This window comes from Streptomyces sp. B21-083, from assembly GCF_036898825.1.
Lineage (GTDB): Bacteria > Actinomycetota > Actinomycetes > Streptomycetales > Streptomycetaceae > Streptomyces.
Genome location: NZ_JARUND010000002.1, coordinates 42,422 through 58,849 on the forward strand (window position 1 = coordinate 42,422; position 16,428 = coordinate 58,849).

At 69.8% G+C, this 16,428-nt stretch carries 16 protein-coding genes and 2 pseudogenes; 6 read left to right on the forward strand and 12 right to left on the reverse strand.

Translation table 11 applies throughout. From position 1 onward, the window contains the following. Window positions 1–342: 342 nt before the first annotated feature. Window positions 343–1,074, reverse strand: a complete 732-nt coding sequence (locus tag QA861_RS24545) for a DinB/UmuC family translesion DNA polymerase (protein ID WP_334590737.1) — start codon at window positions 1,072–1,074, stop codon at window positions 343–345. Between the two features lie 359 nt (window positions 1,075–1,433). On the opposite strand from QA861_RS24545, the gene QA861_RS47110 reads away from it, so the two are divergent. After that, on the forward strand, window positions 1,434–1,706 hold the full coding sequence (locus QA861_RS47110; RefSeq protein WP_443041665.1) for a DUF6233 domain-containing protein: 273 nt from the start codon (window positions 1,434–1,436) through the stop codon (window positions 1,704–1,706). Window positions 1,707–1,845: 139 nt separating this feature from the next. Then, window positions 1,846–2,703, forward strand: coding sequence for an aldo/keto reductase (locus tag QA861_RS24550; RefSeq protein ID WP_334590738.1), 858 nt, complete (start codon window positions 1,846–1,848; stop codon window positions 2,701–2,703). Between the two features lie 13 nt (window positions 2,704–2,716). Here QA861_RS24550 and ku read toward each other — a convergent pair. Beyond that, window positions 2,717–3,611: pseudogene (gene ku, locus QA861_RS24555) on the reverse strand (non-homologous end joining protein Ku). Between the two features lie 109 nt (window positions 3,612–3,720). Between ku and QA861_RS24560 the strand changes: the two are divergent. The 3 genes from QA861_RS24560 (at window position 3,721) to QA861_RS24570 (ending at window position 6,101) form a co-directional block, all read left to right on the forward strand. After that, window positions 3,721–4,188, forward strand: a complete 468-nt coding sequence (locus QA861_RS24560) for a hypothetical protein (RefSeq protein ID WP_334590739.1) — start codon at window positions 3,721–3,723, stop codon at window positions 4,186–4,188. Between the two features lie 499 nt (window positions 4,189–4,687). Next, complete coding sequence (locus QA861_RS24565) at window positions 4,688–5,524, forward strand: alpha/beta fold hydrolase (protein WP_334590740.1); 837 nt, start codon at window positions 4,688–4,690, stop codon at window positions 5,522–5,524. Continuing rightward, entirely contained in the window at window positions 5,517–6,101 is a 585-nt protein-coding gene (locus tag QA861_RS24570) for a TetR/AcrR family transcriptional regulator (protein WP_334590741.1), read from the forward strand. The genes QA861_RS24565 and QA861_RS24570 overlap by 8 nt, the downstream gene beginning before the upstream one ends. A gap of 83 nt (window positions 6,102–6,184) precedes the next feature. Here the strand turns inward: QA861_RS24570 and QA861_RS24575 are convergent, their stop codons facing one another. The 7 genes and pseudogenes from QA861_RS24575 to QA861_RS24605 form a co-directional block, all read right to left on the reverse strand. Then, a complete protein-coding gene (locus tag QA861_RS24575; protein ID WP_334590742.1) occupies window positions 6,185–6,322 on the reverse strand; it encodes a winged helix-turn-helix transcriptional regulator in 138 nt (45 codons plus the stop codon). A gap of 88 nt (window positions 6,323–6,410) precedes the next feature. Next, window positions 6,411–6,968: pseudogene (locus tag QA861_RS24580) on the reverse strand (prenyltransferase/squalene oxidase repeat-containing protein); the annotation flags it as partial. A gap of 556 nt (window positions 6,969–7,524) precedes the next feature. Next, window positions 7,525–8,319 (reverse strand): SCO4651 family lipoprotein, encoded by a 795-nt coding sequence (locus tag QA861_RS24585; RefSeq protein ID WP_334590743.1) that lies wholly within the window; start codon window positions 8,317–8,319, stop codon window positions 7,525–7,527. Between the two features lie 240 nt (window positions 8,320–8,559). Continuing rightward, complete coding sequence (locus QA861_RS24590) at window positions 8,560–8,877, reverse strand: hypothetical protein (RefSeq protein WP_334590744.1); 318 nt, start codon at window positions 8,875–8,877, stop codon at window positions 8,560–8,562. After that, window positions 8,874–9,692 carry a phytanoyl-CoA dioxygenase family protein gene (locus tag QA861_RS24595; protein ID WP_334590745.1) on the reverse strand — a complete coding sequence of 273 codons (819 nt, stop codon included), beginning with the start codon at window positions 9,690–9,692 and terminating at the stop codon, window positions 8,874–8,876. The genes QA861_RS24590 and QA861_RS24595 overlap by 4 nt, the downstream gene beginning before the upstream one ends. Window positions 9,693–10,221: 529 nt before the next feature. Next, entirely contained in the window at window positions 10,222–10,662 is a 441-nt protein-coding gene (locus tag QA861_RS24600; protein WP_334590746.1) for a VOC family protein, read from the reverse strand. Between the two features lie 127 nt (window positions 10,663–10,789). After that, on the reverse strand, window positions 10,790–11,113 hold the full coding sequence (locus QA861_RS24605) for an SDR family NAD(P)-dependent oxidoreductase (protein WP_334594829.1): 324 nt from the start codon (window positions 11,111–11,113) through the stop codon (window positions 10,790–10,792). Between QA861_RS24605 and QA861_RS24610 the strand changes: the two genes are divergently transcribed. Then, window positions 11,068–11,538, forward strand: a complete 471-nt coding sequence (locus QA861_RS24610; RefSeq protein WP_334590747.1) for a glycosyltransferase — start codon at window positions 11,068–11,070, stop codon at window positions 11,536–11,538. The two genes, QA861_RS24605 and QA861_RS24610, sit on opposite strands and share 46 nt — an antisense overlap. Before the next feature lie 9 nt (window positions 11,539–11,547). Here QA861_RS24610 and QA861_RS24615 read toward each other — a convergent pair whose 3' ends face one another. The 3 genes from QA861_RS24615 to QA861_RS24625 form a co-directional block, all read right to left on the reverse strand. Beyond that, window positions 11,548–12,411, reverse strand: a complete 864-nt coding sequence (locus QA861_RS24615) for a 3-hydroxybutyryl-CoA dehydrogenase (protein ID WP_334590748.1) — start codon at window positions 12,409–12,411, stop codon at window positions 11,548–11,550. A 79-nt stretch (window positions 12,412–12,490) separates the two neighbouring features. Continuing rightward, a complete protein-coding gene (ccrA, locus tag QA861_RS24620; protein WP_334590749.1) occupies window positions 12,491–13,894 on the reverse strand; it encodes a crotonyl-CoA carboxylase/reductase in 1,404 nt (467 codons plus the stop codon). A gap of 313 nt (window positions 13,895–14,207) precedes the next feature. Beyond that, the gene (locus QA861_RS24625) at window positions 14,208–16,256 is read right to left on the reverse strand and encodes an AfsR/SARP family transcriptional regulator (RefSeq protein WP_334590750.1); all 2,049 of its coding nucleotides are present in this window, start codon (window positions 16,254–16,256) and stop codon (window positions 14,208–14,210) included. Window positions 16,257–16,428: the final 172 nt, after the last annotated feature.

A 16,428-nucleotide genomic window follows, 5' to 3' on the forward strand; every position in this document is an offset into this window, starting at 1 on the left:
GGCCGACGCGAGGGTTGGTGCGGTGTGCGGGTGGCAGCCGGTCGGCCGCGCAGACACACCCTGTCCACCACGTGCGGGAGTTGAGGGGAAAACATGGACTGCGTTACTGCTTGCCCATATTTCCATGACTCTCGCCTGCTCATCCATGTATGCCGCTCATACCCGAAGTTGACGACACGACAGCTCCATCCCCCGGACAGGAACCGGCTCACCCCTCGCAGCCGCCACACCGCGCCACCCCGGTCCCGTGCCGGCTGTCACCCGAAAATGGGTAACAGCACTGCCCCCGCACAGAGTCGTGATGCCCGGAGGCTGGGGGCGCGGCAAGCGAAGGCGGCGGAGTCAGGAAACGCGCAGGAGTGTGGCGACCAGCCGGTCCTCGCGGGCATGGTCGAACCTGATCTGCTGGGCGACGTGGTCGGCGCCGGCCAGGTCCTCGCCTCGGAGGGACAGCCCGGTGAGACGGCCTCGCTGGAGGCCCGCGGCATCGATGAGCCGATACGCCATGGTCCGCAGATCGTCCTCGTGCCCGGAGGCTTCCGTCAGGCGGCGCGACTTCTCCCAGGACGGGCCGCCGACGAACTTGCGCGTCAGGCCTAGGGCGCGGGCCACCTGCCCGCGCCGGCGCAGCATCTGTCCGAGCTGGACGACCAGATCGAGCAGCGCGGCGCGGACTGCGGCGCCGTCCAGAATGTCGCGGGGGAAGGTGACGCTACGCTCGTGGAGGTGGGCAGGGCGCGCGGGGCGACGGGGCGGGGGTCGCGGGCGCGGTCGGCGGGTCAGGCGTCCGGCGCGGCCTCCCAGGATGCGCTGCACGGTGGCCGACTCCAGTCCGGCGAGCAGGCCGACGCGGTCCACCCCGTATCCCCGCAGGACGGCGGCCGGGTAGGGGCCGATGCCGTGGAGAGCGGCGACGGGCAGCGGTGCCAGCCGGTCGGTGACCTGGCCGGAGTCGACGGCGAGGACGCCGCCGGGATCAGTGATCTGGCGGGAGGCGGTGGCCGCGACCGTGATCGTCAGCCCGATCCCGACCCGTACGTCGACACCCAGTAGCGCGACGCTCCGGAGACGCACGATTTCTCCAAGCCTGCGGGCGTCGGCGCTGTGGTAGCGCAGCGCGCCCTTCAGCTCCACCAGGGCCGCGGACGGGGCAGCGCCTGGACCACCGGGGACAGGTCCGCGAGGAGCTTTAGGACCCGCCTGTATGTGGTGTCGGGCAGACGGTCGGGGCAGCGCACATGCATCACACTCGCCACTCCCCCGGGCCGAGCTCCAGCCGTCATGACACTCACCTCCCCCACCCCATGCCATCGAACTAATATTCGAACGCGCGAGGAGCCACCCCCTCGCTCTCCGGTCTAAATCGGAAACAGGTTCGATGACTTGCCGTCTGACCTGGCACGGCTGCACACCCTGCGGGTGTGGCACGCCCTGTGGCTGCACCGCGTCGACAGCAAGATCGCTGTCCTTCAGAAGCGGGAAGCCGACAGGAACGCGCGCGGCGGGACCGGCCGAAAGGCCCAGACTGGTTCGCCGAACCAGGGGCCGACAGGGGGCAGCCCGTCGCCGTCCACACCGGCGACTGCTACCTCACGGACAGACGACGGCGCCCCATCGACCGCGCCGACGCCCTGCGGCTCCTGGACTCCGGACTGCCCGCGTGCCGCGTCTGCCGTCCGGACAACGACCTCGCCTTCCTCGGCTGAACCGCCCGCCTTCGCGGCCAGACATCGAGCTGCTGTTGAGGGTGTCGCGGTGCCCGAACGGAGACTATCGGCAGCGTTGCGTTCGGGGAACTCGCATGAGGCGGGCCCAGGTATTGTCGGGCCGACGAGAGGGAAACTGATGACTTCGAGCACGCCGAACACTCCGGGCACGTTCTTAATCGGAGGCGAATACCGGGTATCCCGGCTCGGGTTCGGCGCTATGCGCCTGCCGACCGAGGCCGGCCCTGAGCGAAAAGCCGCCATCACGGTGGCCCGGCGGGCCGTCGAACTGGGCGTCACCTTGATCGACACCGCCCACCTGTATGGATGGGGGGCCAATGAGGAACTTCTGGCCGAGGCCCTGCATCCGTACCCGGACGACCTGCTGATCACCACCAAGGTCGGGGTCACCCAGTCCGGGCCGGAAGGGTGGGCGTACGACGCACGGCCGGGGAGCCTGCGCGAGCAGGTCGAGCAAGGCCTGCGTCGGCTCCGGACCGAGCGCGTCGGCCTCCTGCAACTGCACCGGATCGACCCGAAGGTCCCAGTCGCCGAACAGGTTGGCGCGCTCCGCGAGCTCCAACTGGAAGGGAAGATCGGCCACATCGGGCTGTCCGAGGTCACCACCGTGCAGCTCACCGAGGCCCGGGAGACCGCCGAGATCGCGAGCGTACAGAATCGCTACAACCTCCTCGACCGGGACTACGAGCCGGTTGTGGAGGCATGCGAGGCGGCCGCCATCGCCTTTCTCCCCTGGCGCCCCGTCGCCGCAGAAGCTGCCTCCGGCCAGACATCCGTGCTCGCCACCGTCGCCACCGAACTCGGCGCCACCGCCCCCCAGGTCCTGCTCGCCTGGCTGCTCGCCCGTTCCCCTGTCGTCCTGCCGATCCCCGGAACCAGCTCGCTCGCCCATCTGGAGGAGAATCTCGCTGCGACAGACCTCCGACTCACCGACTCCCAGCGGCAGCGCCTCGACCGTACGGCCTTGCCTGCCTAGCGACGGCGACCCTTCACGCACCCCGTTCCGCCGATGCCTTCTTCGTGGCCGTCTTCGCGGTGGTCTTCCTGGCCGCGGCCTTCTTCTTCGGCAGCTGGTGCACGTCGGCGTCGCCCCTCTCGCCGCAGGAGCCTTCGCCTTGGCCACGGACTCTTCGAGCGCCGCCATCAGATCGAGCACCCGCCCCGTCGGCTCAGCAGCCGTCGGCGCCACGGGCGGCGCACGGTGCTCCAGCTTCGCCTCGATCACCTGCTCCAGCGCCACCGTGTACTCGTCCACGGCGAACTCGGCGTCCTCGATGCCGTCGCGGGTCATGGAGTCGATGAGGGCCTGTGCGCCGCCGACCCCGTCCTCGTCCAGCTCGACTGCCTCCGGCGCCAGTTCGGCAGGGTCACGGATTTCGTCCGGCCAGCGCATCGCGTGCAAAACGATCGCATCGTCCCTCACCCGCAGCAGGCCCAGCCGTTCTCTGCGGGCCAGGCGTACTTCGCCACCGCGACCTGGGAGCTCCGCTCCAGCGCCTTCCGCAGCAGGACGTACGGTTTGACCGCCACCTGGCCCTTCGCCTGGAGGTAGTAGCCCTCGGCGATCATCAGCGGGTCGATCGAGGACGCCGGCACGAAAGCGTGAATCTCGATCGCCTTCGCCGTCGGCAAAGGCATTTCCCGCAGTTCTTCGTCGGTGACGGTGATGACCTGGCCCTTGGAGACCTCGTAGCCCTTGCCGATCTCCCCCTGCTTGACCTCGCGGTCCTCGATCTCGCAGTACTTGCGCACGCGCACGCGCGCCATGTCTTCGAGGTGGACCTGGTGAAAACGGACGCTGTGGTCCTCGGTGGCCGACTGGACGTTGACCGGCACGCTGACCAGGCCGAAGCTGATCGCGCCGCTCCAGACGGTTCGGGGCATCGGGCACCTCCGTGACAGGCCCCGAGGATACGAGCCGGCAGTGACACGGGCACCTCGACGCCACGTGCGAGCGAGAGCACGCTGGAACGCCAGCCGTTCAGCTCCGGGGGTGCCGATGGAATGGGTCTCGCTGGCCAGCACGATCGTGGGCGCAGGAATCGCCACCGCGTCGGCCGGGATCCTCGATCAGCGCCGGTGGAGGCGAGAACGAGGCGACCAGCACACCGAAAGCCGCCGTTCGCTCTACGTCTCCTACCTCGCTGCTCTCGCATCGGCCCGGCACGCTTGCCGTGTGGCTGTTCGCGACGGGGATCCCGATCCCCTGCAGCGCGGGCGCGCAGTGCGGGAGGCACTCGAATCCTGCACCAGTCTGCGATACGAGCTGTCGATCTGCGCGCCGCGCTACGTGGTCGAGAAGTCCGACGATGCGTTCCGGCGCCTTCGCGACCTGCGTGACGTGGTAACTGACGGATTCAGCCGGGACAGCAACGAGTACGTCACCGGGCGGCTTCGCTACGACCGGGCGTACCAGGCCCTTCGGGAAGCCATACGTAAAGACCTCGGCGCCGATGTCTAGCCTCACAGCCAGGCCGACCACCGAGCCGCAGAGATCGCCGCCAGCGTACGAGCGGCGCCGTCCAGCCTGCGACGGCAGACCTAGCGGCAGCCCTGCGCAGCAGGGGGTCAAGGAGGTGATGGCGATCGTGGAGGTCGCGCGGGATAGATCAGAGGGCCTGGCCCGATGTGCGAGATTCCCCACCGGCGGCCACTTGACGGGGCGTCAAGTGGCCGCAAGAACAAGCACAGAGAGTAACCTTCCTCCTCCTTCCTTCCCGTCGCGGCGGAGAGCTGCCGCCTCTGCCGGCTACCGAGGTGGGGGTGTCCTTCCACGGGCGTCTGGTGAACGCGAAGGCGGGGCCGATGGCCAGGATGACGGCGAGGGCCGCACTCGCCAGGCTCCCGCGCTGGGGAAGGGCATACGCCGGACCGTCAGGGCAAGCGAGCCGCTTGCGCCTTGACGGACTTCGGCTAATGGCGATAGCTTTCAGCTAACAGCATTAGCCATGGAGGACGTCATGACCGAGCACCTGAATATCGCCGGCAACACCCTCGCCTATGACGTGACGGGGCAGGGCCCGCTGGTTGTCCTGGCGCACGGCATGGGCGACAGCCGGCACTCCTACCGGTTCCTCGTCCCGGCCCTGGCCGACGCCGGATACCGGGTCGCCAACGTCGACATCCGCGGCTGCGGTGACTCCAGCCTGGACTGGGACGGCTACAGCCGCACCGACATCGCCGGCGACCTCGTCGCCCTCGTGCGCCACCTCGGCGGCCCGGCCGTGATCATCGGCCAGTCGATCAGCGGCGGTGCCGGGACCATAGCGGCCGCCACCGCGCCCGAGGTGATCAGCGGCGTCATCGAGCTGGCGCCGTTCACTCGCGCACAGTCTTTCGACCTTGGCGGGCTGATCAGGGTGAAGCGCTTCCGGGCCGGTTACCTCCAGCTGGCGCAGGTCATCATGCGGGGAAGTCTGGCGAACTGGAAGAAGTACCTCGACGTGGCGTTCCCCACCAAGCCCGCCGACTGGGACAGTGAGCTTGCGCGCATCGTGGCCAAGATGAGCGAGCCCGGCCGGATGGAGGTCCTGCAAGCCATGTGCAAGTCCAACCCGAGCGACGCCGGTGCGCAGCTGTCCAACGTCACCTGCCCGGTGCTGGTGATCGAAGGGAGCGCCGACCCGGACTGGGCCGTCCCGCGAGCGGAGGGCGAGCGCATCATCGCCGACCTGCCCCGGGGCCTCGGTGAGCTGGTTGTCATCGACGGCGCGGGTCACTACCCGCATACACAGACGCCCGACGAGGTACTCGCCCTGGCTCTGCCCTTCCTCGCCAAGACACTGGCCAATGCCTAGGGCCCGCCTCACCCCCGAATTGGTCACCGAGGCGGCCGCCGCGCTGGTCGACGAGGTCGGCTTCAGTCAATTAAGCATGAGCTTGCTCGCCGAGCGGCTCGGGATCAAGACTCCCTCGCTCTACAAGCACGTCACCAGCCAGGCCGACGTGGCTCATCGGATCGCCGTCATAGCCATGACGGAGCTCAGTGATGCCATTCGGGACGCCACCCAGGGCCGGACGGCCAGCGATGCCCTCGCCGCAGGCTCGCAGGCCATGCGGACATACGTGCGCGAACATCCCGGCCGGTACGCGGCGGGCAACGCCGCCCGCCCGACCGGCCCCGACGACCCGCTCATCCCGGCCGTCCAGCGAGTACTCGCCTCCTGGTCAGCCATGCTGCACGGATACCGGCTGGATCCCAGCCAGGAGATCCACGCCATGCGGATGCTGCGCAGCGTCCTGCACGGGTTCGCGACCCTGGAGGCCGCCGGCGGGTTCCAGATCGACACGTCCGTCGACGACAGTTTCACTTGGATGGTCAGCTTTATCGATCACGGCCTGCTCGCCCTCACCGCCAGCCGGCCCGGCCCCTGACGTGTCCCCGACCTCCTGCGTCGACGGCATGCGCAACCCGGCCACAGCACCGACGCGGTCGGATGGGCAGTAGAACCTGTTTCTCACGCGTTGACAGCGGGTTCAGCGTCGGGGACTGTCAGGGCCCAGGTGGCCATGGTGTCGAAGACAGTGCGCAATCCTTCGCCGAGAGGGGTGAGCCGGTACTCGACCCGTGGGGGATCTCGGGGTAGGCGGTGCATGCAGTCCCGAACCGGCCGGGCTGTGATAGTCGCCCTCGCCGCGGTCACCGTGATCGCTGCAGTGGTGGCGGCCGTGATGTAGGTGCCGTCAGACCGGTCGGTCACGCCAGATCTGGGGGCATCGGCCGAGGGGCCCGGCGCGTGTGAGGGCGGTGAGTGCGTGGAGGTCAGCGACGACGGGATAGTCGAAGGCCAGGGGGCGGGGGCCGGTCTGGTCGGGCGGAGAGGGGAACCGGCCGGCCGCGTCCTGCCGGTCGAGCAGGTAGGCGGTCGCGGCCATGGTGACGTGGGGCGGGGCGTGGCCGCTGACGACGGGGATGGCCTGGGCGGTGGAGAGGGCGTCGCTGTCGTGGTCGCGTGTGCGGCCCCATCCTCCGTCGGGTTGTTGAGTAGCCGTCAGCCGTGTCGTCGCGCTGGTCAGAGCGGTGGCCAGGCGCCGGTGATCGGTACCGGGGGTGTTGCCGGTGGCCTTCAGGGCGTCGACGGCGCGGAGGATGACGCTGGACTCGCTGAGGGTCCAGCTCGCGGCCCAGGTCCCGTCGGGGTGCTGGGCATCGAGGATGAAGCGGGTGGCGGCGGTGACGAGTTCGGCGTACCGCTGCCCGTGAGGGGCGAGCGCGATGACGGCGCCCGCGGTCATGTCGAGGTCGGGTGCGTCGCCTTCCCGCCAGGTGGGGAAGCCGCCGTCGGGGCCGGCCTTGGCGGCGAGGGGTGGTGGCGCCCGCGTCCCGGTCCAGGACGCACACGGCCGTGCCGACCAGGGCTCCCCCGATCCGGAGGAGACGGGCGCCGCGCAGGAGGCTGGCGCCGCTGCGGGCGGTGTCGTCCAGCAGGGCCGTGCGCCGGCGCTGAAGGTCGGTGCCCTCGATCTGCTGCCACGTGCCGTGTTCCTTGGGCGCGGGGCGCAGGAAGGCGGCGGGCAGGCCGGTGTGCAGGGACACCGCCGTGACCAGCGGGATGCCGGCCAGCGCCGGCCCGGCCAGGGCCTCGGTGTCGTCGGGCAGCAGGCCCGCCGGCGTGGCCGCGGTCTCCGTCAGCAGTTCCGGGTCACCGGCCAGCCGATACGGGTCGAAGTACGTGTCGAGCGTGCTGCCGTCCGGGAGCCGGTAGGGGGCAGCCGCGCAGGCCGGCGGGGTCGTCCCCGTCGCGATCCCCTTGGATCTGGCGGTCGCCCAGAGGGTCAGTGCATGGTTCGCCACCGCTCAGGCCAGCAGGACATCTTCGCCCGCCGTCACGGGGACGACCTGCTCGGCCGATGGCACGTCGGCCTTCACCGGCGTCCCGAAGTCCGACAGTGTCATCGTCGTCATGGCCTTCACACCGCCGAAGTAGGACAGCCGGGCCTGGACGGCGCGTCCCTTTTCGTCGACCCACACGTCTGCGTAGACGGGCATGTCGTCGCCCAGTTTCTCGCGCAGGTCATCCAGCCCCTGTTTGGTCTCCGTCGTCATCCGCAGCGTCGCGGTGGCGTGGTCGATGGTGCCCCGGTAGTGCACCGCAGGGACGCCGTTCACCTGCTCGTCGCCCTCGTTCGACACCTGCCGCATCGCCTTCATCTGGCCCAGCAGGTGCTCGGGGTCGTTCAGCGGCGCCCGCAGGAAATAGCGGGTCAGGGCCTCGCTCCGGACAGCCGAGGCCCACTTGCCCTCGTCCACCGCCCGCGAGCCTTGTACATAGACGGTGTCGCCGGCGAAGACTTCCTCGACGGGGTCCATGCCGCTGTCCTTGAGCTCCACCGTGAGTCGGCCCCTGTCCCCCGCCAGGTCGAAGGCGCCGGCGATCGCGAACACGTACGTCGTGGGGCTGTCGGCGGACCGCAGTTCGATCTGCTCGTCCAGCCGGGCACTGGTCGCGCTCGTCTTCTCTATCGCGGCGCGCACGGCCGCCCCGTGATCCACGGCCTTCTTCGCGCTCTGCCCCGAGTCACTGTCCGGACCGCCGGAACAGGCAGTGCAGAGCAGGAGGACGGCGGCGGCGAGGAGGTGGGCGTGGCGCATGGGCGCTCCGGGGAATCGTTACTGCGGCAGGGGGCCCGATGGGGCCTGTAGATCTTCGCACGGAATCCATAGCAGGCCCCGAGGGGTCTCCCTGTCACGCACGCATCCGTCCGGCAGCGAGCGGCCGTTCGGCGTGGCCGCCATCGGCTGCGTCCCGCTATCGAGGCCGTGTTGCGAGCTGTGGTCGGCCGGCCGGATGGCGTGCCCTGCCGATGGCCGAAGCCCGCCCGCCCGGCGCGGTCACTGCCCGGCGTCTTCCAGGTCCACGAGCTTCTCGAAGAAGAACTCGTGCTTCAGGAACGACACGTCGTATTCGTGCCCCGGATACGGGGGGATCAGCTGAGACGCCTGGATCAGGCGCCAGCCGTCGCACAGGGCGGCCAGGCCTGTCTCGTAGGAGGGCTCGTCGCTGTCGCCCGTGGTGGGGGACGTGCGGCCGGTGCCGTCGTAGAGCGACCAGCCGACGACCGGGGAGTCCAGGGCCGAGGTGCCCAGGTACAGCACCAGTACCTGCTGGCGGACCACAGAGGCGGCCGGGGCGGGGGCGTTCGTGGTCACGCGGGAACCTCCTGCGGTCGGTTGGAGACGCGGGTGACCCAGTGGTCGAGATCGAAGCCCTCGTCGCCGGTCAGCGCACGCCACAGCAGGACGCGGTTGAAGAGTTCCAGGCGGCCGGTCGCCTGCTCGTACCAGGGGAAGACGGTGTTCAACTCCTGGGCCACACGCGGGTCCGACAGGTCCGAGGTGTCCCACAGCCGCCGCTGCCGTACCGTCGGGTTGAAACGGATCTTGAACATGAAGCGGCGGGTGTCGCTGTCGTTGCGCCGGCCACCGTGCCAGAGGCCATGGTGCAGAAGCACCACGGTGCCCGCCGGGCAGACCAGTCGGCTCTGACCGCGCAGGTTCTGGTACCGGCCGGTGTCGCTCTCGTTCGTGCGCCGCAGATGGCTGCCGGGAACGCTGAGCGTGCCGCCCATCTCCAGCGTCACCTGCTGCGGGTAGTACATGAGCTGCACGTCGAAGGCGTCGGGACGTACGTCGATGACCGCGTCCCCGTGCAGCGGCTGTGCCGCGCCCTCATGCGGCTCCCGGACGTGCACGAAGTGGTGGTCGATGTTCGGTCCGGGTCCGACGAGACTGCGCAACGCGCCCGCGATCTCGGGCACTTCGACGAGGCGCCGCATGAAGGATCCCTCGGGGCAGGCCTCGGAAACCGGCGTGCCGTACGGTACCGGCGGGATGCCGGCGGCGAAGACCTCCATGGCCTCGGTATTCATCTCCGCGGGCACCACGGCCTCCATGCGCAGCGAGCCGTGGGCGACGAAGTGCGCCATCTGCACAGAACTGAGCAGGCGCTCTCTGGGTGTCGTCATGTCCACCACGGTAGGGAGCGCGACACCTCGGGCGCGTGGGCCCAGCTCACCAGCACTGGTAGATTTTCACCAAAGGAGAGGTCGCCGTGCGCCCTGGACGAGCCGCCTGTAGTGGCAGACGAGGGCGTGCACAGCCCGGCCGGGGCACACGGACGTCTTCCGCCCGCCCGCGCATGCTCTTGGGACGACCCACCGGGCCGGGAGCGGCCAGCAGACCGCGATAGGGGCACGGCCATGTCCGAGGTCCGCTGTGCGGCAGCCGCACACCCGCGAGGGCAAGTCCAACGTCCTATGAGGAGTGCCACGACTGCCTCCGTCCGTACGCGCACGTACGATCTCCCGAACACGAGGTCCCCCGTGGCGCTGTCCCCTCGCCCGCAAGCACCGGTCGACGGACCGCTCCTCACGGACTCCGCCGACACCTCAACCGCGAGTTCCGGCGACGCTCGGGCGGCGGAAGGCTCCTACCTCTGCTGACGGTCCGGAACCTCGATGATCCCGCTCGGCTGCGCGGTTCGGTTCCTCGTTCTCAGCGCAGTTGCTCGGCCAGTCCGACGATGATGCCCTCCGGGCCGCGGACGTAGCAGAGCAGATAGCTGTCCTCGTACCGGGCGATCTCGCCGACGAGTTCGGCGCCGTGAGGTCGCAGGCGGGCGACCGTGTCCTCCAGGTCGTCGACGGCGAACATGACGCGGTGCGTGCCCAGAATATTGTGCGGCTGGTTGCGCGGGCCGGAGCTGATCGCCGTGGGACTGCGGTACTTCGCCAGCTCGAGCCGACTGTGACCGTCCGGGGTCCGGATCATCGCGATGTCACAGCGGACGCCGTCGAGTCCGGTGCACCGGTCGGCGACGAGGCCCTCGACCTCTGCCCTGCCCTCCAGCTCCATACCGAGTTCCACGAAGAACGCGATGGCGGCGTCCATGTCCTCGACGACGATGCCGACGTTGTCCATCCGCTGAATCGCCATACCGGCTTCTCCTTCGTCCTCGTGCGGCCGGGTGGTGACCGCTGATGTTCCTGGGACGGAGCCGATGGCACGTTCTCGACATCCCCAGAACGCCGAGCGCAGAACTGCGAACAGTCTGGATCGCATCTCAGTACCGCTTGCAGTGGACCCGCGAGCCAGATGTCACCAGCGACCGTGAGTGCGGCCCAGTAGCCGCATCCACGAACACATTCACGGTGACAGAGCACTGAGGTGCCCGCCGAGCCGCGACAGACGAGCCACGCCGGATCCCCGGCCGCGCCAGGACGTCGATCGGGCCGTACCGGTCGACGGCGGCGCGCACGAAGGCCTCCACCTGCTCGGTGGAGCGCACGTCGCAGGTCTGCCCGTCGGCGTCCACACCCTCCTCGTGCAGGAGTTTGACGGTTGCGGCGACAGCGTCGGCGTCCCGCGTGCAGAGGAAGATCCGCAGGCCCGCTGCCGCCGAACGTCCGGGCTGTCGACGTCGTCCCGCTGAACGAGTTGCTGCCGAGTTGCGCGGCGATCATCCACCACGGCGTGGCGGGCACCTTGCGGACGGTGATGGCCCAGGGAGTGCCACAGGTCATCGTCCCGGCCCGCATGTGGTGCAACACCCCGAGCGCGGAGCAGGCCCGGGCGGCCGGAGTGGCCCTGGCGTGTCCGCCCGAGTGGCTCACGGCCGGCCAGTCGCGCGCGACGGTGACGCGGGTGCTTCCGGCGGCGTTCACCTCGCCCGAGTTGTGGGAGGTGGAGCGAGAGCGGGTGTTCGGACAGAGGAGGTGGACGTCGCAAAGGGCCGTCCGTGCCCGTGATCCGCGAAGGTTTCCCCTGCCTCCGTCTCCCGTCTGCGGGTTCAGCGACGTCGGCCACCGGTAGCCGTGACCGTCACCGGTCGTAGTGATGGAAGCCCTGGCCCGTCTTGCGTCCCAGCATGCCCGTCTCCACCAGGCGTCGTAGCAGCGGAGGCGGCGCGTAGTGGGGCTCCCGGAACTCCTCGTAAAGGGTTTCCGCGATGGAGGCGACCACGTCCAGCCCGATGAGGTCGGCGAGCCGCAGCGGGCCCATCGGGTGGGAGCAGCCGAGTGTCATGGCGTCGTCCACGGTGTCCGCCGACACGTGGCCCGACTCGACCATCCTGACGGCGGACAGGAGGTACGGGATGAGCAGGGCGTTGACCGTGAAGCCGGCGCGGTCGGGGGACCTGATGATCCGCTTGCCGAGGACTCCCGTCACGAACTCCTCGGCCCGTACGGCGGTCTTCTCGTCCGTGAGCGGCGTGCTGACCATCTCCACCAGCGGCAGTGCGGGCACCGGGTTGAAGAAGTGCATCCCGATCACGCGGCCACCGTCACCGGTGGCCCGGGCCAGTCCGAGGACCGAGATGGAGGAGGTGTTGGAGGCGAGGATGGCTTCGGGATCCTGAAGGACCCCGTCGAGCCGTGCGAACAGCTCGCGTTTGGCCGGCTCGTTCTCGCTGATCGACTCGATGACCACCTGTCGGTCCGCCAAGTCCTCCAGGTCACTGGTGTACGACACGCGGGCGAGAGCGTGCTCGTGGTCGTGAACGGTGATTTTGCCCTTGCTCAGCGCTCGGTCGAATGATCCGGTGAGCCGCTCTCTCCCCCTGGCGAGCGAGGCGGACGACGCCGCCGCGACCATGACATCGAGTCCGGCGAGGGCGCAGACATGTGCGATGCCCGACCCCATGGTGCCGCAGCCGACGACTCCGACCCTCTGGATGGTGCTCATCGCCTCGTCCCCTTCACCGTTTCGGTCCGTGGTGTCGTCCGTGTCGTTCCTGCCGGGCACGTTTTGGACGTCGTGCGCGTCATCGGGCCGGTACCGCGGCTGCCGGGTCGACCGCTGGCGTCGGCGGGGCGGAGACTGCCCGTGCCGGGTTGCCCGTGTCGCGCAGCGGGTTCAGCTTCTGCTCGCCGATGCGGTCCCGCAGGTGCTGGTCGGTCACTCCGAGCCCGGGTCGGGGTGCCAGGCACAGCACGCCCACCTTGCCGGTGTGCCGGTTGGTCTGTACGAGCCGGGCGGCCTCCGCCGTGTCGGCGAGCGGATAGACGGTGGAGAGGACCGGAACCAGGTGACCGAGGCGGAACAGCCGGTTGCACTCCGACTGCTCCTGCAGGTTCGCGGCGTGGCTGCCCACGATTCGTTTCAGGTGCATCCACAAGTACCGGTTGTCGAAGCGGTGTTGGTAGCCGGTGCTGGATCCGCAGGTGACGACGGTCCCGCCGCGGCGGACGACGAAGACCGAGATGCCGAACGTGGCCTGGCCTATGTAGTCGAACACGACGTGCGGGTCCTCGCCGGTCTCGGCGCGGATGATCCTGCCGAGGCGTTTGCCGGCCTCGATGCTCGCGTCCGGATGGTCGCCGAGGTCGCCGTCCAGGCCGATGTCGGCGCGGTTGATGACGACGTCGCAGCCGAGTTCCCGCGCCCTTCGGGCCTTTTCCTCCGTGCTGACCACGCCAACGGCGATGCCGCCGCCGTTCTTGACGAGTTGTACGGCGTAGGCGCCGAGTCCGCCGGTGGCACCCCAGATCAGTACGACGTCGCCCTGCTTGATGCGGGCCCCCCGGTCGCTCACCAGCATCCGGTAGGAGGTTGCGGCGCACAGCATCATGGAGGCGGCTTCCTCCCAGGTCAGGTGGGCCGGCTTGGGCAGCAACTGGTTGGCGCGCACCACCGCGTAGTGGGCCAGGCCGCCGAAGTTCGTCTCGAAGCCCCAGATCCGCTGCTCGGCGCCGAGCATGCCGTCGGCGTGGGTGGCGGGTTCCTGGTCGTCCACCTGGACGCAGCTGACGACGACGTGGTCGCCCACTCCCCAGCGGCGTACGCCGGCGCCGGTGCGGACGACGACTCCGGCGGCATCCGAACCGACGACGTGCTGGGGCAGGTCGTGCCGGGCGGCGGTACCGCCCTGGCGGCCGAGCTTCCGCAGGAAGTTGAAGGTCGGCACCGGCTCGAAGGTCGCCGACCACACCGTGTTGTAGTTGATCGAGCTGGCCATCACCGCGACCAGCACTTCGTCCACGGCCAGCTCCGGCATGGGCACCGGGCCGACCCTCAGCGTGCGGCGGACGTCCCTGTCGGCGGCGTCACCGAATACGTCCAGGTCCTCGACGCTCAGATGGACGGCCGTGTACTCGCGGGGCACGGGTGCTTGCGCCAGCCGTTCCGGAGGCGCGCCGGCGAGCACCGCTTCGGCCAGGGGGTCCATGGAGGGGCTCCTCAATTGTCATCGCTGGTTGCCCGCGGGCGGGCACGGACGGGCCGTGGGACGGCCGGACGGGAGACGACGGCGGCGTGAGGAAGGGATCGCGCCGGAGGCCGGCAAGCGGGGTCACCGGTGTGCCGTGCCGCGGTACGGGCTTCGGCGGTCCGGGCCGACTGCCCACACACCGCGCGGTGGTGGCCACGCCATGGGGGTCGCGGAGGGCTGCCAACCCTTATAGGCAGCCCCCTGCCTGCGTCCCGGTGCGCCGTGACGTGCCGGCTTCCCCCGGAGGGGTGGGACGCGTCCGCGAGGCGGATCATCCGGAGGCCGCGCGCGGCAGGGTATGCGGCGGCAAGCGTGCTCGCAGCTCGCCGACCAGTTGCCGGCCGACCGCTTCGAGGCCCGTCCGCTCCGCCTCGGCGAGGGCCTCGACGAGTCCCACGCGGTCGTCGTCGGTCCACTCCGCGGTCGGCCGGCGCGCCAGGTACGTCCTCTCGGGAACCCCCGATGTGAACAGACGGGCATCCCGGTCGAGGGTGCGCAGATACCACCGGAGCAGACAGCGCAGTGATCCCACCCGCTGGTCCAGGCTCTCCTCGTCCTCGGCGCGTTCCCTGGCGTATGCCCGCACCAGGGCGTCCAGGTGGTAGCGGGCCTGGTCGTGCTCGCGCAGCAGATGCGCGTCCACCAGCACATCGAGTACGTCCTCCACGTTCTCCTCGGAGCAGTTGAGCAGCTCCGCCGCCGCGTCCCGGCGGACATAGGACGTGTTGCCGGCGCCGAGGGTGCGGAATGCCGCCGCGAGGTCGATGCCGTGCACGGACCGGTCGCGCAGGGTGGCGTACCCGGTGTCCAGGCCGGTGCGCACCGCCAGGTCGCCGACGTGCAGTTCGTCGAGCAGCCGCCGGTGTCCGAGCAGGCGGTGGGCGAGGGCACCGAGGCTGCGGCGGGGTCGGTCGCGGAGGCGGCAGCCGACGATGCGCAGGGCCAGCGGCACACCGGCGCAGGCGACGACGAGCCGCCGGGCGGCCGGCCGTTCGGCGTCGATCCGCCGACGGCCGGTGATCCGTTCCAGGAGTTCCAGGGAGGAGTCCTCGTCGAGGGCGTCGAGCGCGACACCGTGCGCGCCTTCGAGGTCTGCGAGGCGGTGTCGGCTGGTGACGATCACCCGGCTCCCGCCGCTGCCGGGGATGAGGGGCCGGACCTGTGCGGCGTTCGCGGCGTCGTCGAGCACGATGAGCATCCGGCGGTCGGCGATCAGGGACCGGAAGAGGGAGATCCGGTTGACCATGGCCTTCGGCACCGCGACGTCGGGTACGCCCAGTCCGACGAGTAACCGAATGAGAACCTCGGCGGGTTGGGCGGTGTGTCCGGTGCTGCCTTCCAGGTCCACGAAGATCTGCCCGTCGGCGAAATCTGCGCGTACGGCGTGCGCCACGTGCAGGGCCAGCGCGGTCTTGCCGATCCCGCCGGCTCCGGTGACCACCACCGTCGTGGCCGGACCCACGGGGGACGCCCCGCCGCGCAGCAGGCGTCCCAGTTCATGGGTCTCCTCGGCGCGGGCGGTGAAGTCCGTGATCTGTTGCGGTAGTTGGGCCGGTGTCGGCCAGCCCGGCCAGGACCGGCCCGCGCCACCCCGTCCTTCCCGGTGCTCATGCAGGTCGCCCCGGTGCTGCGGCGGTTCGTCCTCGGCCCGCAGTATGCGCCGCTGGACGGCCCGTAGTTCGGAGCCCGGCTCGGTTCCCAGCTGGTCGATCAGCGCGGCTCGGGTCCGCTGGAACAGGTCGAGGGCCTCCGGCTGCTGACCGGAACGGAAGAGCGCCAGCATGAGACGGCCGATGAGTCCTTCGTGGAGCGGGTGTTCCCGCGCCATCTGCCACAGCTCGGGCAGTATCTCGGCGTGGCGCTGCAGTTCGAGGTCCAGGTCCACACGCCAGATACGGGTCTGCAGGTGAAGCCTCTGCAGATGGGAAGCCTCGACATCGTGGAGGGTGCGCGAGGGTACGTCCATCAGCGGGTCGTGCCGCCACAGGGCGAGCGCCCTGCTGAGTTCCTCGACCGCCTCCGAGGTCCGGCCCGACTCGGCGAGGGCGCCGGCCGCCTTTCGGTGGGCGGTGAACCGTCCCAGATCGGTCTCGTCCTCGTCCAGCTCGATCAGGTAACCGGGTGCGCGGGTGGTGATGCGCGCCCGCCCGGCGTTGCCCAGGACCTGACGCAGCCTCATGACGTAGGTACGGATGGTGGCGGCGGCACTGGGCGGCGGGGTGCCGTCCCAGACGAAGCTGGCGATGTTGTCCACCGGGACCACACGGTTCGCGTTGAGCACGAGAGCGGCGAGGATCACCCGCTGCCTCGGGGCGGGCACCCTCAACTCGTTCCCGCCCGACCGGATGACCAGAGGACCTAGCAACAAGAACTCCATGAACTGCTCACCCCTACGAAAAACCTGACACGATTTCCGCTGATTGCGCGGTCCCCCGTGGCATGCCGCGCGCGCATGCGCGCCACGACCGGACAGCGGGAGGAACCTTTCTTCT